21 protein-coding genes and 1 tRNA gene are annotated in these 19,814 nt (G+C 68.4%); 10 read left to right on the forward strand and 12 right to left on the reverse strand.

All coding sequences use genetic code 11. The annotated features are described in order from the left end of the window. Positions 1–15: 15 nt before the first annotated feature. The 4 genes from J2S22_RS08295 to J2S22_RS08310 all read right to left on the reverse strand — a co-directional run bounded on the left by J2S22_RS08295 (position 16) and on the right by J2S22_RS08310 (position 4,161). Positions 16–456 carry a MaoC family dehydratase gene (locus J2S22_RS08295; protein ID WP_272776523.1) on the reverse strand — a complete coding sequence of 147 codons (441 nt, stop codon included), beginning with the start codon at positions 454–456 and terminating at the stop codon, positions 16–18. Positions 457–553: 97 nt separating this feature from the next. Next, positions 554–1,492 (reverse strand): beta-keto acid cleavage family enzyme, encoded by a 939-nt coding sequence (locus J2S22_RS08300; RefSeq protein WP_272776522.1) that lies wholly within the window; start codon positions 1,490–1,492, stop codon positions 554–556. An 86-nt stretch (positions 1,493–1,578) separates the two neighbouring features. Next, positions 1,579–3,153, reverse strand: coding sequence for a sodium:solute symporter family protein (locus J2S22_RS08305; RefSeq protein ID WP_272776521.1), 1,575 nt, complete (start codon positions 3,151–3,153; stop codon positions 1,579–1,581). Positions 3,154–3,378: 225 nt separating this feature from the next. Further along, positions 3,379–4,161 (reverse strand): 3-hydroxybutyrate dehydrogenase, encoded by a 783-nt coding sequence (locus tag J2S22_RS08310; RefSeq protein WP_272776520.1) that lies wholly within the window; start codon positions 4,159–4,161, stop codon positions 3,379–3,381. 420 nt (positions 4,162–4,581) lie between these two features. Here J2S22_RS08310 and J2S22_RS08315 point away from each other — a divergent pair, with 420 nt between their 5' ends. From J2S22_RS08315 to J2S22_RS08335, 5 genes are all read left to right on the forward strand, one after another. Next, the gene (locus J2S22_RS08315; RefSeq protein WP_272776519.1) at positions 4,582–5,310 is read left to right on the forward strand and encodes a GntR family transcriptional regulator; all 729 of its coding nucleotides are present in this window, start codon (positions 4,582–4,584) and stop codon (positions 5,308–5,310) included. Between the two features lie 391 nt (positions 5,311–5,701). Beyond that, positions 5,702–5,836, forward strand: a complete 135-nt coding sequence (locus J2S22_RS08320; RefSeq protein WP_272776518.1) for a hypothetical protein — start codon at positions 5,702–5,704, stop codon at positions 5,834–5,836. Between the two features lie 417 nt (positions 5,837–6,253). Beyond that, positions 6,254–7,330 carry a hypothetical protein gene (locus J2S22_RS08325; protein ID WP_272776517.1) on the forward strand — a complete coding sequence of 359 codons (1,077 nt, stop codon included), beginning with the start codon at positions 6,254–6,256 and terminating at the stop codon, positions 7,328–7,330. Beyond that, positions 7,330–7,806 (forward strand): Imm1 family immunity protein, encoded by a 477-nt coding sequence (locus J2S22_RS08330; protein WP_272776516.1) that lies wholly within the window; start codon positions 7,330–7,332, stop codon positions 7,804–7,806. The genes J2S22_RS08325 and J2S22_RS08330 overlap by 1 nt, the downstream gene beginning before the upstream one ends. Before the next feature lie 1,070 nt (positions 7,807–8,876). Beyond that, a complete protein-coding gene (locus J2S22_RS08335) occupies positions 8,877–9,284 on the forward strand; it encodes a hypothetical protein (protein ID WP_272776515.1) in 408 nt (135 codons plus the stop codon). Between the two features lie 110 nt (positions 9,285–9,394). Here J2S22_RS08335 and J2S22_RS08340 read toward each other — a convergent pair. Continuing rightward, a tRNA-Ser gene (locus tag J2S22_RS08340) sits at positions 9,395–9,484 on the reverse strand. A 195-nt stretch (positions 9,485–9,679) separates the two neighbouring features. On the opposite strand from J2S22_RS08340, the gene mobA reads away from it, so the two are divergent. The 4 genes from mobA (at position 9,680) to J2S22_RS08360 (ending at position 13,606) form a co-directional block, all read left to right on the forward strand. Beyond that, a complete protein-coding gene (gene mobA, locus J2S22_RS08345; RefSeq protein ID WP_370878186.1) occupies positions 9,680–10,360 on the forward strand; it encodes a molybdenum cofactor guanylyltransferase MobA in 681 nt (226 codons plus the stop codon). 143 nt (positions 10,361–10,503) lie between these two features. Then, positions 10,504–10,878 (forward strand): DUF2946 family protein, encoded by a 375-nt coding sequence (locus tag J2S22_RS08350; RefSeq protein WP_272776514.1) that lies wholly within the window; start codon positions 10,504–10,506, stop codon positions 10,876–10,878. Positions 10,879–10,925: 47 nt separating this feature from the next. Further along, on the forward strand, positions 10,926–13,040 hold the full coding sequence (locus J2S22_RS08355) for a TonB-dependent receptor family protein (protein WP_272776513.1): 2,115 nt from the start codon (positions 10,926–10,928) through the stop codon (positions 13,038–13,040). Positions 13,041–13,051: 11 nt separating this feature from the next. Then, positions 13,052–13,606 (forward strand): YcnI family protein, encoded by a 555-nt coding sequence (locus tag J2S22_RS08360; protein ID WP_272776512.1) that lies wholly within the window; start codon positions 13,052–13,054, stop codon positions 13,604–13,606. 338 nt (positions 13,607–13,944) lie between these two features. Here the strand turns inward: J2S22_RS08360 and J2S22_RS08365 are convergent, their stop codons facing one another. Beyond that, the gene (locus tag J2S22_RS08365) at positions 13,945–15,216 is read right to left on the reverse strand and encodes a molybdopterin molybdotransferase MoeA (RefSeq protein ID WP_272776511.1); all 1,272 of its coding nucleotides are present in this window, start codon (positions 15,214–15,216) and stop codon (positions 13,945–13,947) included. After that, complete coding sequence (gene mobB / locus J2S22_RS08370) at positions 15,204–15,761, reverse strand: molybdopterin-guanine dinucleotide biosynthesis protein B (protein ID WP_272776510.1); 558 nt, start codon at positions 15,759–15,761, stop codon at positions 15,204–15,206. Before mobB ends, J2S22_RS08365 begins: the two co-directional genes overlap by 13 nt. A gap of 121 nt (positions 15,762–15,882) precedes the next feature. Here mobB and J2S22_RS08375 point away from each other — a divergent pair, with 121 nt between their 5' ends. Continuing rightward, a complete protein-coding gene (locus J2S22_RS08375; protein ID WP_272776509.1) occupies positions 15,883–16,101 on the forward strand; it encodes a sulfurtransferase TusA family protein in 219 nt (72 codons plus the stop codon). Between the two features lie 161 nt (positions 16,102–16,262). Here J2S22_RS08375 and J2S22_RS08380 read toward each other — a convergent pair whose 3' ends face one another. From J2S22_RS08380 to J2S22_RS08400, 5 genes are all read right to left on the reverse strand, one after another. After that, positions 16,263–16,418, reverse strand: coding sequence for a DUF3309 family protein (locus J2S22_RS08380; protein ID WP_272776508.1), 156 nt, complete (start codon positions 16,416–16,418; stop codon positions 16,263–16,265). Positions 16,419–16,524: 106 nt separating this feature from the next. Then, positions 16,525–16,953 carry a hypothetical protein gene (locus J2S22_RS08385; protein WP_272776507.1) on the reverse strand — a complete coding sequence of 143 codons (429 nt, stop codon included), beginning with the start codon at positions 16,951–16,953 and terminating at the stop codon, positions 16,525–16,527. 19 nt (positions 16,954–16,972) lie between these two features. Then, positions 16,973–17,311, reverse strand: a complete 339-nt coding sequence (locus J2S22_RS08390) for a DUF883 domain-containing protein (protein ID WP_272776506.1) — start codon at positions 17,309–17,311, stop codon at positions 16,973–16,975. A 509-nt stretch (positions 17,312–17,820) separates the two neighbouring features. After that, the gene (locus J2S22_RS08395) at positions 17,821–19,146 is read right to left on the reverse strand and encodes a methyl-accepting chemotaxis protein (RefSeq protein ID WP_272776505.1); all 1,326 of its coding nucleotides are present in this window, start codon (positions 19,144–19,146) and stop codon (positions 17,821–17,823) included. Continuing rightward, positions 19,124–19,645 (reverse strand): PAS domain-containing protein, encoded by a 522-nt coding sequence (locus J2S22_RS08400; protein WP_272776504.1) that lies wholly within the window; start codon positions 19,643–19,645, stop codon positions 19,124–19,126. The genes J2S22_RS08395 and J2S22_RS08400 overlap by 23 nt, the downstream gene beginning before the upstream one ends. Between the last annotated feature and the right edge of the window lie 169 nt (positions 19,646–19,814).

Consider the following 19,814-nt stretch of genomic DNA (forward strand, 5'->3'; position numbering starts at 1 on the left):
GGGCCGGCGCAGCCGTCACGCCGCGCGGCGCACGATCAGCCACTCCGCCACCATGGCGGGCTTGTCACCGCCCTCGATCTCGAGCGTCACGGCGTACTTGATCAGCGTGTCGGTCGGCGAGCGCCGCTCCCGCCCGACCTGCTCGAAGCGCGCCCGAACCCTGCTGCCGCTCGGCACCGGCGCGGTGAAGCGCACCCGGTCGAGACCGTAGTTGACGATCACGACGCCCTCTTCGTCGCCCGGCACCGCCTCCCAGAACAGCGCCGGCACCAGCGAGAGACCGAGAAAGCCATGGGCGATCGTGGTGCCGAAGCCGGCCTGCCGGGCACGCTCCGGATCGACATGGATGAACTGATGGTCGCCGGTGGCATCGGCAAAGCGATCGATGGTCGCCTGGTCGACGACGTGCCAGAGCGACACGGCGGCGGCGGCATCCGCCGGACCCGAGCTCGACATCACAGTTCCTCCGCTTCGTTTCGGGCGACGGCCCGGGACACGCCCGCGCTCCGGTGACGAGGAGCGCGGACGTGCCGCACGGCGCCGCCGTGGTGCCTCACGCGGCGTCGGCCCAGCCGACTGCTGTCCGCCCCTTCAGGCCCAGGATGGTTCGCGCCTCGTCCGGCGCGGCGATGCCGAGGCTCAGCTCGCGGGCGATGCGGACGATCGTCTCCACCTGCTCGGCGCTGCTCTTCGCCAGCCGCCCCGGCCCCATGTAGAGGTTGTCCTCGAGCCCCACCCGGACATTGCCGCCCATGGTCATTGCCAGGAGCGTCATCGGCAGCTGGGCCCGGCCGGCCGCGCAGCACGACCAGACGAAGTTCCCGGCTCCGATCACCCTGCGGGCGGTCTCCACCATGAACACCAGGTTCTCGGCCGTCGCCGCGATGCCGCCCAGGATCCCCATCACGAACTGCAGGTACAGCGGCGCCTTGAGCACGCCGATGTCGAGCAGATACTTGACGTTGTTGATCATGCCGACGTCGTAGATCTCCAGCTCCGGCTTGGTGCCGGCCGCGTACATGGCGTCCGTGAAGGCGGAGATGCTGCGGAACGTGTTGGGGAAGATCAGATCCTCGGTGGACTTCAGGTACGGGATCTCCCAGTCGAACTTCGGCGTCTCGATCTTGTCGGCCAGGCGGTGGATGGCGAAGTTCATCGAGCCGGCGTTGAGCGAGGCGAGCTCCGGCCGCAGGATGCCGATCGGCTTCACCCGCTCCTCCGGGCTCATGCCGAGGCCGCCGCCCGTGGTGATGCAGATGGCGGCGTCGCAGCGCGCGTGGATGGCGGCGGCGATGTCGCGGAACACCCCGATGTCGCTCGACGGACGGCCGTCCTTCGGGTCGCGGGCGTGGATGTGGACGACCGCGGCCCCGGCCTCGGCGGCGCCGACCGCCTGGTCGACCACCATGTCGGGAAGGTAGGGAAAATGCGGCGACAGGCTGGGAACGTGCACGCCCCCGGTGATCGCCGCGGTGACGACGAGCTTGCTCAAAGCGATTGTTCCTGTTGTTCGGGGGCGGCCGTCTCGGATCCGGCCGGCACGCCCCGTCGTGATCGATCCGCCGAAGACGGCTGCTCTCAGGCCGATGTCTTCTCCGCGTGCACCTCGTGGTGGGCGCTGTCGTCCTCGCGGCGGATCCGCAGCGCGACGGCGCGGGTTGAGGGACTGACGTCCGGCTCGAAATAGGCCTCGTAGGCCTCCCGCGGCGGAGCGGGCGTCAGGTAGACACCGATCAGCGTCGCGACGAGCGACAGGCCGGCGCCGACCGCGAACGGATTGGAGAAGTCCAGGAGCTTGGCGACGACATAGACGAGCGTCCCGACCAGGATGCCGGCATAGGCGCCCGAGCGGTTCATCCGCCGCCAGAAGAGCCCCAGCCAGACCGGCCACATGAAGGCCGCACCGAACGCGCCGTAGACATAGGTGAAGCCCATGGCGAGCAGGAGCGGCGGCTTGATCGCGCTGAGGACCGACAAGGCGCCCAGCACCAGCACGGTCCAGCGAAGGTGTCGCGTCGCCTTCACGTCGTCGAGCTGGCCTTGCGGGCGCAGCGCACGGTAGATGTCATAGTAGAGCGAGGTGCCGCAGTTCAGCAGCATGGAGTTGGCGGTCGAGATCGCGGCCGCCAGGATGGCGATCAGCGTCATCGCACCGACGAAGGCCGGCGCATGCTCCTGCACGATCAACGGCATGATGTAGTCGGTGGTCTTGCCGACCGGCAGGCTGGGCAGAAGCATCTTGGCGCCGAGGCCGATGACGATCAGGCAGACGAAGATCGGGATCAGCGCGACCACGGTCCACATCATCTGGAGCACGGCCGCCTTGGTGTTCCTGGGCGCCATGAAGCGGTTGATCCAGTGCGGCGCCACCGACGCCCCGAGGGCGTTCGACATGAATATGCCCATCAGCACCGACCAGCCGAAGGTGCCTTCGGGCGTCAGCAGAACACCCGCCTCCATCGGCGCGCCCCCGACATTGATCGGCGCGGTGGTCTGCGCGAGATTGTCGAGAATCGGGCCGATGCCTCCCGTCGCGTAGAGGACGGCGCCGGTGCCGAAGACCAGGCCGATCAGGATCAGCACCGCGTTGAGCGTGTCGGTCGCCGCCACCGACCAGAAGCCGCCGAGCGACGTCAGCACCAGCAGCGCCAGGAAACCGAAGATGGCGTACTCGTAGGGAATGCCGGTGATCGTGTTGAACACGATGCCGAAGCCGACGACCTGCAGGTGGCAGAAGATGAAGTAGCCGACGAACATCAGGGCCGCCACGAGAAGCTGCAGGGTGCTGACCTTCTCGAAGGGCTCGAACCGCATGCGGATGAACTCGGGGAAGGTCCGCGCCGGGATCTCCGGACGACGCACCTTGTAGGCGAGGATCGGCATGATCGACGTCGCCAGGAACCACCCGGCCACCCAGCCGATGATCGCCGCGACACCGGTGCGGTAGAGATACCCCGGCACGCCCATCACGGACGCCACGCTGACCCAGGTGGCCACGGACGTGCCGATCCCCAGCAGCAGCCCCATCCGGTGGCCGCCCGTGGTGAAGTCCGAGAGCGTCTCGACCTGCCTCATGCTCTGGACGCTGGTCCACGCCAGAAAGGCCAGATATCCCGCGAAGACGACGATGTAGGAGATGCTCATGGCGCTCATGGCGACCTCCTACTCGTACCGGAACAGGCGACCGGTGGCGCCCCAGCGACGCACGCCGGAGGCTTCGATCAGGCTGCAGAGATAGACCGCGACGGCGACGCAGAAGGCGATGCTCGCGCCCCAAAACATCAGTGCTATCCACATGAGTCAGACCCTCGTTCGAATCTGTGATGCGGCTCGGTGCGGCCCCTGTCGGGGCGCGCTCTCGGCGTGGGCGGCTCGGCTTCAGCGCGCCGTGTAACCGCCGTCGACAGGGAGCAGCACTCCCGTGATCGACTTGGCGCCCTCGCTGCAGAGGAACACGACCGTCGCGCCGATCTCCGAAGGATCGATCAGCCGCCGGGTCGGATGATTCTGGGTGAAGACGCGGTCCATCGCTTCCTCCTCGGTGCAGCCGAGGACCTTGGCCTGATTGGGAAGCTGACTCTTGATCACGTCGGTCAGGACGGTGCCGGGCAGGATCGCGTTGCAGGTGATGCCGTCGGCGGCCACTTCCAGCGCGACCGCCTTGGTCAGGCCGGCGAGACCGTGCTTGGAGGAGACGTAGGCCGGCTTGTGAGGCGCGGCGATCACGCCCATGACCGACGAGATGTTGACGATGCGGCCCCATTTCCGCTCGATCATCCCGGGTAGCACGGCCTTGATGAGATGGAACGGGGCGTCGAACATCACGGCCCGCAGGAGGTTCCATTTCTCCTCCGGATACTCGACCAGCGGTGCAACGAACTGCAGCCCGGCGTCGTTGACCAGGATGTCGATGTGCCCCAGCTCGCGCATGGCGTCGGCCGCCAGGCCGCGCACCGCCTCCGGCTCGCTCAGGTCGGCGCCCGAGTGCACGACCTTGACGCCGTGCTCGCTCGCGATCTCCCCGCACAGGCGCTCCGGCACACCGGCCGGCGCCAGACCCCCGATCATCAGGTTGCAACCTTCGGCGGCCAGCGCCCTGGCGATGCCCAGGCCGATTCCGCTCGTCGCACCCGTGACGATGGCATTCCGATTTTTCAGCATTTCTCGACCCCCGGCTGGTTCCTCCGGGGCACTTTCCCGCTCCGTCGTGCTCAGGTCAAGATCATTGATCTATGATCTGTGATCACACTTATGTACCATACTCACCTGTCTGGCCCCGGCGCCTCGCGGCAGAGGCCGGAGGCGAACGGACCGTGTCCACGTGAATGCCGTGCTCGTCGGACGGGCGAGTGCCCGGGCGTGCCTCTGTCCGGCGATCGCGCACCGGCGACAGGCACGGCCGCACCGCCTCGGACGATACGTTCCGGTTGATTGACTCCGTCAGATCAAACACATACACCGGGTCGAGGCGAATCGGCGCGGTTCACCGACGCCCTGCAGCGCAGTTCGTTGTGAGGGTCTGCGCAATGCGGCATGCTCGCGGGCTCGGCTCGTCGGGCTGGCTCGCCGGGTTTTTCATCGATGTACGACAGTTTGCCTTCGATCGACGTCTCCAGCTTGCAGGAGCGGGTGTACCAGGGCCTGCGCATGGCCCTGCTGAGCGGCCACTTCCAGCCGGGCGAGCCGATCTCGATCCGCAAGCTGGCCGAGTCGCTCGGCACCAGCCCGATGCCGGTCCGCGAGGCCCTGAAGCGGCTGATGGCCGAGAAGGTGCTGGTCCAATCGTCCAACCGGCAGATCCGGGTCACCCCGTTCGATCCGCAGCTGCACGGAGAGTTCGTCCGCATCCGGATGGAGATCGAAGGCTACGCCGCCGAGCGGGCCGCGCGGATCCGCGACGCCGGTCTGGTCGACCGGCTCCGGCAGGCCAACGCCGGGATGGTCGAGGCCGCCCGGCGGTCAGATACCGCCGCGGCACTCGCCGCCAACCAGGCCTTCCATTTCGAGATCTACCGCGCCGCCGGCTACTCTCAGCTCGTCGACATGATCGAGAACCTGTGGCTGCGGACCGGCCCCTTCCTGGGGACGATCGGCCGCAAGCCGGTCAATCTCGAGACGTTCTTCGGGAACGGCCACCACTTCCACGTCCGCGCCATCGAGGCGATTGCGGCCCGCGACGGCAAGAAGGCGCGGCGCGCCATCGCGCTCGACATCCGCACCGGAACGATGTTCCTGCGCAAGATCTACGACCCGCTGGACGCGACACGTTCCGCGGCCGAAAGGCCGGGCCGCAAGTCCGGCTCCGCCTGACGGCCAAGCGAGCCGGGCTCCGGCTGCGAGCCGATATCCTTCGGCCGGTCGCAACGCCGCACCAGAACGGCGACGACGCCGACAGCGCCAGCAGCAGCGGCACGTGCGTCGGGCCGACGACCCGCGCCGTCACATCATGGGCCGGGTGATCCGTCACGTCCTGCCACGGCGCTCGCGCCCGTGCGCGGCATGGAGCCGAGCCTTGCCGCGGTGCGGGTCGGGGTCGGCGCGATGACCAAACTCGTCGAGACGCCTTGACGGGCTGCGTCCGACGCGAGCACGCCTTCCGGCGCGATCATGAAACCTCCGGCGTGCCAAACACTTGACTCCGCGTCTATGCGCTCGCGCGCCCGCTGCGGCAGGACCCATGAGATCGACATCCGGAGTGCTCGTGCTCGCGCTCGTGGCCGGCGCCTGCCAGCGGGAGGCGCGCGAGCTGCACGAGCGTGAGGCGATCACGGTCAAGACTTCGAAGATCGAGACGCCGTGGGAGCCGACGCCGTTTCCGCCGGACCTTCATGGATGACGGCCTTGCCGCCAGAGACTCAGAGCCCGGCGCGATAGTTCCCCGACGCGGGGAAGCGCCCTCGATCGGAGGGCGAGACGAATTCGCGTGGAGCTTCCGGAGGCGCGACCCGACCGGAGGGCGCAGATCGGAGACGTTTTCGAACCCGATCGCGTCCGGGCTGGCGGAGGGAGTCGAGCTGCGGACGAACATTCTCCACGTCGATCGACGCACGAGATCGTGCGAGAGCGGATTCGCGCAAAATCGACAGTGCGAATGGGAGACGAAAGCTCCGCGCCGGCTTCCGTTTGAGTCTCTCGTCCAGGGATGTGAGCACGAGCGGCGCAACCCGGGCGAAGTTGGTAGCAGGAATTTTTTCCTTGACGACATCACCCCGTCCACATAGGAAATTTGTCATGATCAACTGAGACACAGATCATGGCAACCTCTCCCGACCTCGCCTCCCAAATTCTCCGGTACAAGTCGTTGGTCGCCGCCGAGAGGGTCTTGCTGGGTTTGGCGGAGCTGCTGCCTCCGGGACCACGTCAACGCGCCGAGTGGCTCCGCATCAAATCGAACTTGGCCTTCCGGCGGTTCCAGCTCGCCCTGGTCGAGTACGTCGCCGGTGAACAAAAGGCGGGCTACAACCCCGAACAGCCGCGGGTTCCCGCCGGCAATCCGGATGGCGGCCAGTGGACCCGGGTGGCCGGCCCCTACTCGGGTCGCGGTCCAACGCGGCTTGGCGCGAATTTTCCAGGTTCGACGTACGGCCAGCAGATACGCCTGGACCAAGCCATGAGCCGAGCACAGAGCGCGATCGCCCAGGTCCGCCGACTCGACCCGACATGGCAGCCGAGCACACAAAGCCTCTCCTCACCCGGCAGCATCGAAGCAGCAATTCGCCACGCGGATGCGCGAGCAACCGAGGCGGAGGCCCGGTACGAACAGCTTCGCTCCGGAATGGGCGGGAATTTCGGGCCGCCCCTCGGTCAAACCGAAGCTCAAGTTTCGTCGCCACGTTCGTTCGACCCGGGTGCTTGGATCGACGTTTATAGATCCGTGAACAACATGCCGAACCTGTTCGGACAATCGGCTTGGCCACTAGACAGGGGCACAGTGGCAGTTGCCGAAGTGAACGGCTTGCTTTATTTCGGCACCAATTCGGGAGCACCCACCTGCACGCGTGTAGACGAAACGGCCGCCATAAGAATGCGTGACATGCTGATCACGACCTACCCGAAGATAATGTCATCCGCGCAAATCGGACAAATACCAAACAACTCATTATTTCACGCGGAAGCGACTATTCTACTCAGGGCCTCTCGGGATTTCAGCGGCTCTCTCGACGAGACCGCAATCCAAGTTTTCGTAGATCGCGATCTCTGCTTCAGCTGCCGGAGGGCGCTTCCCGTCCTGGGATTGGAGCTCGGCAATCCACGTGTGACATATGTTGAACGAAGCAGCGGCCGCCGCAGCGAAATGTGGAATGGGCGTTGGCTAACGTGGAGGGAATAATGAAAAAGCGTGTGTACTTTGGTTCTTTTGATGGACCGTGGTGGCCTGATCCCCGCGACATTGAAGAGTATTTCTTAGCTCCGCCGGGCCGGGAATGGTCGTACAAGGGCGGCAACGACACGTGGGGCTTGGAGGCCGAGGGCCTGTATGACACGGAAGGACTGACGCCTGAAACGGGCCGCGTGGATGTCACGTTGTACATGTGCGGCCACCCGGATCACGGTGTTTATTTAGTCTATCATAAGTGGGATGGAAGAACTCATCAAAAGGACGAATACAGTTCGAAAGGGGACCTGCGACGTCTCCACGAATGGGCTTATTCGCGCCAGGGCGACCCCCTCCCAATCGGGCTGTTCGTACCGTTTCCGAAGGCTTGGTTCGCCGTAAAGGAATTCATCGAAACGGATGGTAAGCTTCCCACGAGCATCGAATGGGTAGCCGATAAGGATATTCCTGCCTCGGCGTTTCCCCGCTGATCAGCAGCGCGACACCAGAGCCATTCGCAAGTTCGATCCGGTGGTTTGCGGGCACGACCGAATCGTAGACGCCAGGAGGGGCGCGGCGCTTTCGTGGCAGTGCCTCGGAGACATTTCGAACCCGGGTCGTCTCGGTCCGCTGGCGGAGGGAGTGCAACTGGGGGCGAACATTCTCCACCTCGATCGACGCACCCGATCGTGCGGGGGCGGATTCGCGCAAAATCGACAGTGCGAATGGGAGACGAAAGCTCCGGGCCGGCTTCCGTTTGAGTCTCTCGTCCAGGGTGTGAGCACGAGCGGCGCAACCCGGGCGAACTTGGTGACAGGAATCTTTTCCTTGATAACATCGCCCTGCTGACATAGGATTATTGTCATGGTCAACCGAGACATCGATCATGGCAACCTCTTCCGACCTCGCCTCCCAAATTCTCCGATACAAGTCGTTGGTGGCAGCCGAGAGGGTCTTGCTGAGTTTGGCGGAGCTGCTGCCTCCGGGACCACGTCAACGCGCCGAATGGCTCCGCATCGAATCGAATTTGACCTTTCGCCAGTTCCAACTCGATCTTGTCCTCTTTTTCGATGCGGAACAGAAAGCGGGGTTCAAAGAGGACCAACCGCGTTGGCCAAAAGGAAATGGTGAGATCAGTGGGCGCTGGTCTGGCGGTGCGGGGTCAGGTGCAAGCGCTGCCGAGGGTGCGAGCATATCGCCGGGGTCAGCGCCGAGAGGACATCATTTCGTCCACAGATCCCTCTATGAAAAGCTCCCCCTCCGTCCTGAGACGCGAAAGGTATTCGAAACGGCTGTCACGGGACCACTCCGCGCAGGACCGCACGGATGGAGCAATGAGCATCTTACGTATAATAAGGCAGTAAAAGAGAGCTTCGATCGCTTTCTAAAGCAACACAACATTCGCGTCGAGGCCATGTCGCCGGATCAAGCTCGGAGTTTTGTTGATGCCACCAAGCGCAGCACTGATCCGCGAATCAGATCGCTCAACATGAGACTCTATATGCGGGAAGTCATTCACTGGCTTCGCCGTATCCCTCGCGGAAATGAGTAAGGAGCGAGAATGACTAGCCCAGACCGCGACAACCTCCAGACGGAAACGTTCGAACGTTTGGCCGGTGAGATCGGGACGCTGCTCGCGCAGTTCGGAAAGCACGATAGCCTGCTGGAGACGGGCGACTACTCGATCTATGGCGACTACTGGGGCTACCCCCAGGTGAAGGTCACCATCGCGAACCTCGCGTTGCTGCGCCCCCAAATCATCGAGAGCCTTCAACACGTCGTCGCGGCGTACCCCGGATGGGAGATCGTGGTCGCCGTTGCTGATCCCGAGCATCTCGACGATTGGCCGAGAATGGGACTGTACATCCGCCCGCACGAGATCATCGACGGGCTACAGCGGCAGTATTTTCCAGCCGAGTATCGCGGGTTCGAATACGAAGGCAGCCGCCGCGGCACGGAACAGGATTGACTGGAAGACACCGAAGAGTCGCGACACGTTCAGCGCGGTGCCTCGGAGGCTAACCTCCGCCCAAGAAGCGTACCGCGGAGCAGTTTCGATTCCAGCTCGGCTCGGTCCGCTGGCGGAGGGAGTGGGATTCGAACCCACGATACGGTTTCCCGTATACACGCGTTCCAGGCGTGCGCCTTCAACCACTCGGCCACCCCTCCGGAGCGCCCCTGATACGGAGGCGGGCGGGAGATTGCAAGTCCCCGTGCGGGCTGGCGTTCCGGCCATGCCGGCGGGGCAGCCGCGCGGCCGACGGGCAGACGCGACGCGCGCCGCGGCTCCCGATGGACAGCGCCCCGCGAATCCGCCACCCCCGGGAGCAGCGGCCGGACTCGAGGCGGCGGCGACCGAGGGCCATGGCTACACACACGACATCATCCGCCGCAGCGCGCGGGCCGGGCTCCGGGTTCGGGCCGGCGATGCCGCCGATGCTCGGGCTGGTGCTGGCCGGCGGGCAGGCGCAACGGCTCGGCGGCGGCGACAAGGGGCTGCTGGCCATCGGCGGGCGGCCGATCCTCTCGCGGGTGCTCGACCGGCTCGCGCCCTGCGCCGCCGTGATCCTCAGCGCCAACGGCGATCCGGCCCGGTTCGCGGCCTTCGGCCTGCCCGTGGTGGCCGACGACGTGCCGGGCTTCGCCGGCCCGCTCGCCGGCGTCCTGGCCGGGCTCGACTGGGCGGCGGCGCACCGCCCCGACCTCGCGCATGTGCTGAGCGCCCCGGCCGACTGCCCGTTCCTGCCCGGAGACCTCCCGGGCCGGCTGCACACGGCGGCATGGGACGCCGGGCGGCCCCTCGCCTGCGCCGGATCGGGCGGACGGCGCCATCCGGTGGTCGCGCTGTGGCCGGTGGCGCTGCGCCACGACCTGCGGCGCGCCGTGGCCGACGAGAGACTGCACAAAGTCGGCGCCTGGATGGACCGGCACGGCGTCGCCCTCGCCGAATGGCCGGACGCGCCGTTCGATCCGTTCCTCAACGTCAACACGCCCGAGGATTTCTCCGCCGCCGAGCGGATAGCGGCCGCGCATCCCCACGCCTGAAGCCGGCCTCTCGGCCCGTGCTGCGTGACGGCGCCTGTTGCCGTTATACATCATTCCATGTCTTTATATGACCCGAGCGGCTAGCCCGGATTGCCGGGCCGCCGGCCGGCTGGCACGGTCCGGTTCCCGGGGGGAGACACACCGTGTTCCGTGCCTTGCGGCAGCAGCGCTTCAGTCGCGTGGTCGGCCTCGTGGCGGCCTATGCGCTCGCGCTCCAAATGCTGCTCGCCGGCATTGTCGCCACCCAGATGGCGGTCTCCGGCGACTCGGCGCTCGCGACGCTCTGCTTCGGCACCGGCGATACGCCGGACGGGTCCGGCACCACCCCTGCCCCGGCGACCCACAGCCCTTGCGCGATCTGCGCCTTCACGAGCGCCACGCCGCCGCTGCCGGCGACCGCGGGTCTCGCGCTCCCGCAGGCCTGCCGCCGCATCCGGCGACGGGCCCGCACGACGCCGCGGCGCCGCGCCCGCCGCCGCGATCCCCGCTCCTCCCGAGGTCCTCCGCCGGCCGTCTGACCGCTCCCCCGCTTCCGGTCCAGACGCTCCTGCAGAGAGAACCCCCGATGTCACGCCTGATCCGCGCCTTTTGCGCGGCGTCGGCGGCCGTTGCCGCCTGCTCCACGGCTTTCGCCCAATCTACCGCGCTGCCGCCGCTCGTCGTCGAAGGCGGGTCCGCACCCGCCGGCGGCACGTCCTCGGGTCCCGCCGCCGGCACCGCGACCAGCCTCACGGTGCCGACCGCGGCGCAGGCCGAGGCCGCGCTGGCGCGGGTGCCCGGCGCCGTCGCGGTGGTGCCCGACACCGCCTTCAAGACCGGCCCGGCCCGCACCGCCAAGGATATCCTCGACTGGGTGCCGGGCGTGTGGATCGAGCCCAAATGGGGCGACGACTCGCGCCTCTCGATCCGCGGCTCGGGTCTCTCCCGCAACTTCCACCTGCGCGGCGTCCAGCTCTACATGGACGGCATCCCGATCAACACCTCGGACGGCTACGGCGACTTCCAGGAGATCGACCCCACCGCCTATCGCTACGTCGAGGTGTTCAAGGGGGCGAACGGCCTGCGCTTCGGCGCCAATGCGCTCGGCGGCGCCATCAACTTCGTGATGCCGACCGGCCGCGACGCGCCGCCGCTCGACACCCGCATCGACGTCGGCGGCTTCGGCTTCGTCCGCGGCCAGGCCGCGGTCGGCGGCTCCGCCGGCCCGTGGGACGGCTTCGCCACGGTGTCGTCCTCGATGCAGGACGGCTACCGCGACCACTCCTGGGGCAATGCCGAGCGGGCCAGCGGCAATGTCGGCTATCGCTTCTCGCCCGACGTCGAGACGCGCGTCTACGTCAACGCCAACTCGGTCCGCCAGCGCATCCCGGGCGAGGTGACCAAGAGCCAGGCGCTCGCCTCGCCGCAGACCGCGGCGACCAACAATCTCGCCAACGACTGGCAGCGCAACATCGACACGCTGCGGATCGGCAGCAAGACCACGGTGAAGCTCGACAGCACCGTGATCGAGCTCGGCCTGTTCGGCGTCGATCGCCACCTGATGCATCCGATCTATCAGTGGCTCGACTATCGTTACGAGGACTGGGGCGGCTTCGCCCGGGCGACCGACGAGCGCCTGCTGCTCGGTCATCGCAACCGCGTCACGCTCGGCGTGAACGTACTCAACGGCACCATCCATGCGGACCAGTACGCCAACACGGGCGGCGCCAAGGGCGCGCTGCTGTCGTCGCGCGTGCAGCGGCCCGAGAACTACACGGCCTATGCCGAGAACGCCTTCTACGCGGTGCCGACCTTCTCGATCGTCGCCGGCACCCAGTATCTCTACGCGGTGCGCGACCAGGAGGTGCTCTACTCGGTCAACGGGGATCTGAACGGCCGCGCGAGCTTCAGCCTGTGGAGCCCGAAGATCGGCGCCGTGTGGGACGTCTCGCCCGATTGGCAGGTGTTCGGCAACGTCTCGCGCAGCGCCGAGGTGCCGAGCTTCGGCGAGAGCGTCGCGCCGAATTTTCTGAACCCGTCGCTGCCGAGCATCCCGTTCTACGACATCCGGCCGCAGCGGGCGACGACCTTCGAGATCGGCACGCGCGGGCGGCGGCCGGACGTCACCTGGGACGTGGCGCTCTACCGGGCCGAGATCACCGACGAGCTGATGTGCCTCTATTCGAGCTTCGGGAGCTGCAACGTCACCAATGCCGACCGCACCGTCCATCAGGGCGTCGAGCTCGGGCTCGGCCTGTCGCTCCTGAAGAACATCGCCGTCGCGGCCGGCACGCCGGACCGGCTGTGGCTGCAGGTCGCCTACACCTGGAACGACTTCCGCTTCGACGGCGATCCGGTGTTCGGCGACAACCGGCTGCCCGGCGCGCCGCCCCACATCGTCAAGGCGGAGCTCCTGTACATGCACCCGGGCGGCTGGTCGTTCGGCCCGACGCTCGAATGGGTGCCGCAGGCCTATTTCGTCGACAGCGCCAACACGCTCGCCACCGATCCCTACGTGCTGTGGGGCCTGAAGGCGGCGTACGACGACGGCACCCTGTCGGCCTATGTCGAAGCCCGCAACCTCGCCGACGTCACCTACATCTCGTCGGCCAGCATCATCGACCGCGCCACCACGGCGTCGACCCTGTTCAACCCCGGCACCGGCCGTGCCGTCTATGCCGGCCTGCGCTGGCGCATGTGAGGAGAGCCCCGATGCCGAAGCTTCATGTCCTGATCACGTCGGCGCTCGCCGGTGTGGTGCTGTCCGTCGCGGCCGTCGCGCCGGCGGCGGCGCATGTCACGCTGGAGCGCGGCGAGGCATCGTCCGGCGCCGGCTACAAGGCGGTGCTGCGGGTGCCGCACGGCTGCGACGGCTCCACCACCCTGACGGTCAGGGTGACGGTGCCGGAAGGCATCATCGCCGTGAAGCCGATGCCGAAGGCCGGCTGGACCGTCTCCGTCACCAGGGGGCCGTACGAGAGGGGCTACACGTTCATGCACGGCCTGACCCTGAAGCAGGGCGTGCGCGAGATCGTGTGGACCGGCAGGCTGGAGGACGCCTTCTACGACGAGTTCGTCTTTTCCGGCTTCGTCGCCGAGGCGGTGCCGGCCGGCACCGTGTTGGCGGTGCCGGTTGTCCAGGAGTGCGAGCAGGGCACGGCCGCCTGGACCGAGACGGCCGCCCCGGACCAGGATCCGCATGCGCTGAAATTCCCGGCGCCGCTCCTGCGCATCGTCGCGCCGCCGGAGCATCACGAGCATCATTAGAGCCACTCTGGCAGCAGAGAATCGGCACAAACCGTCATGCGCGGGCTCGACCCGCGCATCCATCACTCTTCGCAGGCAGTCCTGTCTTTCGAAGCGGACGGGTCGCCGGGTCGAGCCCGGCGACGACGACGCCACAACACGATGGACTGAATTCGCCGGCGCTTCTGAGATCCGTGCATGCCGTAGCGCGCCAGCGGGGACCCAGGGGCTGCACGACGTGTGGCCCTGGAGTCCCGCTTGCGCGGGAACGAGCGGAGAGTGAACCGACGTCAGGGAAACCGCTCTCGCTCCGCGCGGGGGCCCGAGGTGCTCGATCGCCCGGCGGAGGGGCGCGGCCCCTACCCGGCGATCTCCGTGTAGGAGACGAAGCCCACCGTATCGCCCGGCGCGACCGCGATCACGTCGTCGCCGATCTCGATCAGGCCGTCGGTCTCGGTCAGCGACGTGATGGCGCCGGCGCCTTCCAGCCGGTAGACGACCGCCTCGGGCAGGCCGTCGGGGCCCGGCCGCAGCGAGCCGCGCAGATACTCGCGCCGGCCCGGCTTCTTGCGGTGCGCGAAGCCGGCCCGCACCGGCACCACCGGCAGAGGCCGCGGCGTCGCGCCGGCGAGCCGCAGCAGGAGCGGCCGCACGACGCGGGCGAAGGTGACGAAGGCGGCCGCCGGGTTTCCGGGCAGGCCGACGAAGGCGGCACGCGCCTCGCCCGCGCCCGCCAGCACTCCCATCGCCACCGGCCGGCCCGGCTTGATGGCGATGCGCCAGAACACCACGCGGCCGCAGCGCTCCACTGCGGTGCGGACGTGATCGGCCTCGCCGGTCGAGACGCCGCCCGACGTGATCACGAGGTCGTGGCCGGCGGCGGCCTCGCGCAGCGCCGCCGCCAGGGCGTCGGGATCGTCTGGCAGGATGCCGAGATCGGTCGGCACCGCGCCGAGCTTCTCGACCAGCGCGAGCAGCAGATAGCGGTTGGCGTCATAGATGCCGCTCGGCGGCAGCGCCGTGCCGGGCTCGACGATCTCGTCGCCGGTGGAGAACAGCGCCACGGCGACGCGACGCCGCACCGGCAGCGCGGTCAGGCCCTGCGCGGCGGCGAGCGCGATGTCGGCGGCGGCGAGCCGCCGGCCGGCCGGAAACATCAGGCCGCCGACCGCGATGTCCTCGCCGGCGCGACGGCGGTTGTCGCCCGGCGCGAGGCCGGCCGGCACGACGAGGACGTCGCCGTCGAGCGTCGCGTCCTCCTGCATCAGCACCGTGTCGGCGCCTTTCGGCAGCGGCGCGCCGGTGAAGATGCGGACGGCCTCGCCCGCCCCGAGCGGCCGTGCCGCCGCGTGCCCGGCCATGACGCAGTCGGCGACGGCGAGCCTCGTCCCGCCGGCGGCCCCGAGATCGGTGTGTCGCAGCGCGTAGCCGTCCACGGCCGAGTTGTCGAAGGGCGGCAGATCGCGCAGCGCCGCGATCGGCTGGGCCACCACGCGGCCGGGCGCGGCGCGCAGCGGCACCGCCTCGAAGCCGGGGACCGGCTGCACGCGCTCGACGATCAGCCGCTCCATCTCCTCGATGCGCAGCACCGGGGCGCCGACCGCGAAGGAGTCCTCGCTCAGCTGGGGCATGCCGCGCTCCCGGCCGCCGCGACGGCGGTGCCGCGCGCGATCGCCTCCTCGATCGGGATCGCCCGCGCGACCAGGAGGTCGACGATCGCCTGCACGTCGTCGAGCGCCAGCACGGTGACGCGTGCGTCGGCGACCGGGCCGTCCGAGGCGATCGCGACGATGTCCGGGTCGTCCGGGAAGATGTAGGGCTTGCCGACCACGGCGCGGTGCACCTCGAGCTTGGGATGGGGCTCGCGCTTGAAGCCCTCGACCAGGACGAGATCGACGGGGGCGAGACGGCGCAGCAGCTCGTGCAGCTCCGGCTCCGGGGCGCCGCGCAGCTCGTGCATCAGGGCGAAGCGCAGCGGCGAGGACACCAGCACCTCGGTGGCGCCTGCGACCCGGTGCGCGTAGGAGTCCTTGCCGGGATGGTCGACGTCGAATCCGTGATGGGCGTGCTTGACCGTGGAGACCGCGAGCCCGCGGCCGACCAGGCGCGGAATGATGCGCTTGAGCAGCGTCGTCTTGCCGGCCCCGCTCCACCCGGTGACACCGATCACCCGCACGTGCACCCCCACCGTCTCGCCCGTTCTCGATCGCCCCTCTTAGCCGGAAGCCGGGCCGATTCCAATCACCGGGGCATCCGCCCGGCTTGACGGCGAGCGCGCCCGCCGCGACAACCGCGCGATGGAGACGCTCGACCTGCGCGGGCTCAAATGCCCGCTTCCGGCGCTGAAGACGAAGAGGGCCCTGGGCCGCATGGCGCCCGGTGGGGTGATCGAGGTCGCCTGCACGGACCCGATGGCGGCGATCGACATCCCGCACCTGGTCGGCGAGAGCGGCGACACGCTGGAGGCCACCGGCCGCGACGGCGAGGTGCTGACCTTCCGGATCCGCAAGCGCTGATCCGAATCCGCGAGCGCCGAGGGGTCCCGGGCGGCACGGCCGCGGAGGTGGATGCGCTTCCCGTGGGTGCGTATCCGTGGGCGCGTTTCCGGTCGCGGCGCCGCGATAAAAAAACGGCCGGCGAAGCCGGCCGTTCTCGGTCTCGTCGGAGCCGGATCTGATCAGATCCGCCCCATCAGCGCGAGCACCAGCACCACCACCAGCAGGACGCCGACGATGCCGCCGGGCCCGTAACCCCAGCTGCTGCTGTAGCCCCAGGTCGGCAAGGCGCCGATCAGGACGAGGATCAGAACGACGATCAGGATGGTCGACAGCATGGGTGGCCTCCACTCGGCTTGGCGTATCGAATCGTCAACCCGGCACCGTCACGAATGTTCCTCTCGGGCGGTGCCGGTGCCGCGTCACGCGCCGGTCCGGACACGCTCAGCGCCGGTCGACGCCGCGGCTGAGCAGCAGGCCGACCACGAAGGCGCCGACCAGACCGAGCGAGAGAACCCGGCGGCCGCCGAGCGAGCGCGAGAGCGCGAGCCCGGTGGTGAGGAGGCGCGGATCCATCCACCACGGCGGCACCGACGCGGCGACCGACTGGGCGACGATCGCCTCCCGCCGGGCCGCGCGCCGGCGCACCACGGCGAGCCCGATCGCGGCGATCGCCGCGATCACGAAGAAGAAGCCGGCAAAGCCGAGGCTCGTGGCGATGGCGCCGAACTCCTGCTCGGCGCGCAGGAACACGGCGGCACCGACGAACACCAGCGCGCCGGCGAGTCCGACCGCGGCGAGGGCGGCCCACACGCCGCTCTTCACGAGCGTGTCGAATCGCGCCTGCCAGCGGAGAGCGAGTGCCTCGAACACGGATGCGGGTCCGGCTCGATCAGCGTCGCCACAGCGCGCCGAACAGGAAGCCGAGGCCGAGCGCCAGGGCCAGGGTCGAGAACGGCCGCGCCTTGACGTTGTCCTCGAGCGTCGAGCCGACCGTGTCGGCGAAGTCGGTCACCGCGTCGCGGCTGCGCTCGCCCGCCTCGTAGACGGCGTCTCCGACATTGTCGCGCACGCGGCGGAAACGGTCGCGCACGCCGCCGAACGTGTCCTCGCCGGAGGCGGCGAGCGCGCTGGAGAGCTGCCCGGCGAGGCGCGAGACGTCGTCCTTCAGGCTCTGCAGATCCTTGCGCAGATCATCGACGGTGTTGGCGGGTCCGTTGACGGTGGCCATTGTGGTGCTCCGGTCCGAGGGTTGAAAGGAATCGCGGGTTTACGATCGCCCGCGACGCTGCGCGCGACGGCGCGTCCGATCGGTAACGCGGTGACACCGGAAAAGTTCGCGAGCCCGTCACGCCAGTGCGGCGGCGACCGATCCGTCGGTCCTGAGCGGCGCGCGCGGCCCGTCCCGCCGCCCGTGCCATGGCACCGCGAGCGTCGGGAACCGGCCACCGATCGTGGCGTTTCCAGAGCACGACAACGCGCGCTGAGGAGGCTCGAATGGGACGTTATTTTCTGCTGTGGATGCTCGGTATTCCGATTCCCGTCCTGGCGCTGATCTGGCTGTTCGGCGGCCTGCACTGACGCCGCCGCGACCGGACGATCTGATAGACGATCTGATAGACGATCTGATAGACGATCTGATATGCGATGCGCCGCGGGTCGCCCCGCGGCGCTTCGTGTTTCTCGGCGCGTGCTCGGCGCCGGACCGGCGCAGGCGCGCCGGCCCGCAGGCGGCGCCGCTCAGGCGGCGGTCGCCTCCGCGCCCCGCGCGCCTCGCTTGAGCGAGTGCAGGAACTCCTTCACCGAGACGCCGAGCTGATGCGACTGCTCGGCGAGGCTGCCGGACGCCGACATGGTCATGCCGGCGTGCCGTTCGGATTCGCCCGCGTGATCGCTGACGCCCCGGATGATCGTGGTGATGTCGCGCACGCCGGCGAAGGCCTGCTCTATGTTGCGGGCGATCTCCTGGGTCGCCAGCGACTGCGCCCCGATCGCCTCGGCGACATGCGCCGTGATCTGGTCGACCTCCGCCATGGTGGCGCCGATCGCCGTGATGGCGTCGACGGCGGCACGCGTCGTCGTCTGCACCTCGACGATGCTCTTGGAGATGTCCTCGGTCGCCCGCGCGGTCTGGCCCGCCAGGGTCTTCACCTCCTGGGCGACGACCGCGAAGCCCTTGCCGGCCTCGCCGGCCCGCGCCGCCTCGATCGTCGCGTTGAGGGCGAGCAGGTTGGTCTGCGCCGCGATGGCGTTGATCAGTTCGACGATCTCGTCGATGCGCCCGGTCGCGCTCGACAGGCTGGCGATGGTGCGGCTCGCATGCTCCACCTTGCTCACCGCGTCGCGGGCGATCGCCGCGGAGCGGTCGACCTCGCGGCCGATCTCGCGGGCCGAGGCGGCGAGCTCGGTGGTGGCGGCCGCGACCGTCTCCATGTTGCTGCTGGCCTCCTCGGAGGACCGCTCCACCACCTCGGCGCGGTCGCGGGTCGCGGCGGCGCCCTGGCCCAGCACGCCGGCCGTGGACTCCATGTTGCCGACCGCGCCCGACATGGCGTCGATCACCCGGCCGATCGCGTCCTCGAACCGCGCCGTGTTGGCGTTGAAGGCGGCGACCCGGCAGCGGATCGCCTCCGTCGCCTCGTTGATGGTCTCGGCCGCGAGGCGGACGTTCCCGTGCAGGCCCTTCGGCAGGATGCGGCGGTGATACTTGTCGTCGCGGATCGCCGCCATGGCGGCGGTCGACTCGCGCACGAAGGCGTCGCAGCGGTCGATCGCGTCGTTGAAGGCGTGCTGCAGCCGGCCGAGCGAGCCGCGGTCGCGGATGTTCAGGATGCGGGCCTCGAAGTCGCCGCGGGCGATCCGCTCGGCCACCGCCGCGACCGCCCGGCAGGTGCGGCACAGGCGGACGAGGCGCGACGCCACGAAGGCGAGCGCGACGACGGCGGCGACGAGGCCGCCGTTCGCGACGACGGGGACGGCGAGGACCTGGCCGGCGCCGGCGAGCACCAGCGCGACCGCCAGCACGGCGGCGCCGGCGTTCGCCTCAGAGAGAGAAGACGAGTTCATCGTAGGGCATGCCTTGGGCGTCGACGAAGTCGATGAGCCGGCGGTGGCCGGCGGCGAGCGCGTCCTTGCCGTTGGCGTGCCGCGCCTCCTCGCGCAGCACCTCGGCGTAGAGGGGCGCGACGGCCTCGATCGCCCGGCGTTCGGGAACGCGGCGGTTGGAATGATAGCCGACGATCCGGCGGCTCTCGTCGAACGACGGCGTGACATGGGCGAACACCCAGTAGTGGTCGCCGTTCCGCGCCATGTTCTTGACGTAGGCGAAGACCTCGCGACCGTCCTGGATCGTGTCCCACAGAAGCTTGAACACGGCGCGCGGCATGTCCGGATGGCGGATGATGCTGTGCGGCTGGCCCATCAGCTCGGCCTCGGCGTATCCGCAGACGTCGCAGAACACCTTGTTGGCGTAGGTGATGCGGCCCTTGAGGTCGGTCTTCGAGACGATCAGGTCATCGGGGCTGAAATGAATTTCACGATCTGTCGGCGTTACGCGTCGCGCCACGGCACTATTCCTATTCCCAACCAGCACGTCGAAAATGCCAGCAAGTGGTAAACGGATGACTACCCCGACCTGCCTCTATAGTGGGCAAATCCAAGCGGGCTAATACTTTTTCGGGTTCCGTTTGTCGGTGGTGTCCGGGATCGGGGCGGCTCCCCCTCCGCGGCGGGCC

This window comes from Rhodoplanes tepidamans (assembly GCF_030813915.1).
GTDB lineage: Bacteria > Pseudomonadota > Alphaproteobacteria > Rhizobiales > Xanthobacteraceae > Rhodoplanes > Rhodoplanes tepidamans.

Bases quoted from the DNA above. Each gene is read 5' to 3' on its own strand.
- J2S22_RS08295 (WP_272776523.1), bottom strand. From the start codon at position 456: ATGTCGAGCTCGGGTCCGGCGGATGCCGCCGCCGCCGTGTCGCTCTGG.
- J2S22_RS08305 (WP_272776521.1), bottom strand. From the start codon at position 3,153: ATGAGCGCCATGAGCATCTCCTACATCGTCGTCTTCGCGGGATATCTG.
- J2S22_RS08310 (WP_272776520.1), bottom strand. From the start codon at position 4,161: ATGCTGAAAAATCGGAATGCCATCGTCACGGGTGCGACGAGCGGAATC.
- J2S22_RS08315 (WP_272776519.1), top strand. From the start codon at position 4,582: ATGTACGACAGTTTGCCTTCGATCGACGTCTCCAGCTTGCAGGAGCGG.
- J2S22_RS08325 (WP_272776517.1), top strand. From the start codon at position 6,254: ATGGCAACCTCTCCCGACCTCGCCTCCCAAATTCTCCGGTACAAGTCG.
- J2S22_RS08330 (WP_272776516.1), top strand. From the start codon at position 7,330: ATGAAAAAGCGTGTGTACTTTGGTTCTTTTGATGGACCGTGGTGGCCT.
- J2S22_RS08335 (WP_272776515.1), top strand. From the start codon at position 8,877: ATGACTAGCCCAGACCGCGACAACCTCCAGACGGAAACGTTCGAACGT.
- mobA (WP_370878186.1), top strand. From the start codon at position 9,680: ATGGCTACACACACGACATCATCCGCCGCAGCGCGCGGGCCGGGCTCC.
- J2S22_RS08355 (WP_272776513.1), top strand. From the start codon at position 10,926: ATGTCACGCCTGATCCGCGCCTTTTGCGCGGCGTCGGCGGCCGTTGCC.
- J2S22_RS08360 (WP_272776512.1), top strand. From the start codon at position 13,052: ATGCCGAAGCTTCATGTCCTGATCACGTCGGCGCTCGCCGGTGTGGTG.
- J2S22_RS08365 (WP_272776511.1), bottom strand. From the start codon at position 15,216: ATGCCCCAGCTGAGCGAGGACTCCTTCGCGGTCGGCGCCCCGGTGCTG.
- J2S22_RS08375 (WP_272776509.1), top strand. From the start codon at position 15,883: ATGGAGACGCTCGACCTGCGCGGGCTCAAATGCCCGCTTCCGGCGCTG.
- J2S22_RS08380 (WP_272776508.1), bottom strand. From the start codon at position 16,418: ATGCTGTCGACCATCCTGATCGTCGTTCTGATCCTCGTCCTGATCGGC.
- J2S22_RS08390 (WP_272776506.1), bottom strand. From the start codon at position 17,311: ATGGCCACCGTCAACGGACCCGCCAACACCGTCGATGATCTGCGCAAG.
- J2S22_RS08395 (WP_272776505.1), bottom strand. From the start codon at position 19,146: ATGAACTCGTCTTCTCTCTCTGAGGCGAACGCCGGCGCCGCCGTGCTG.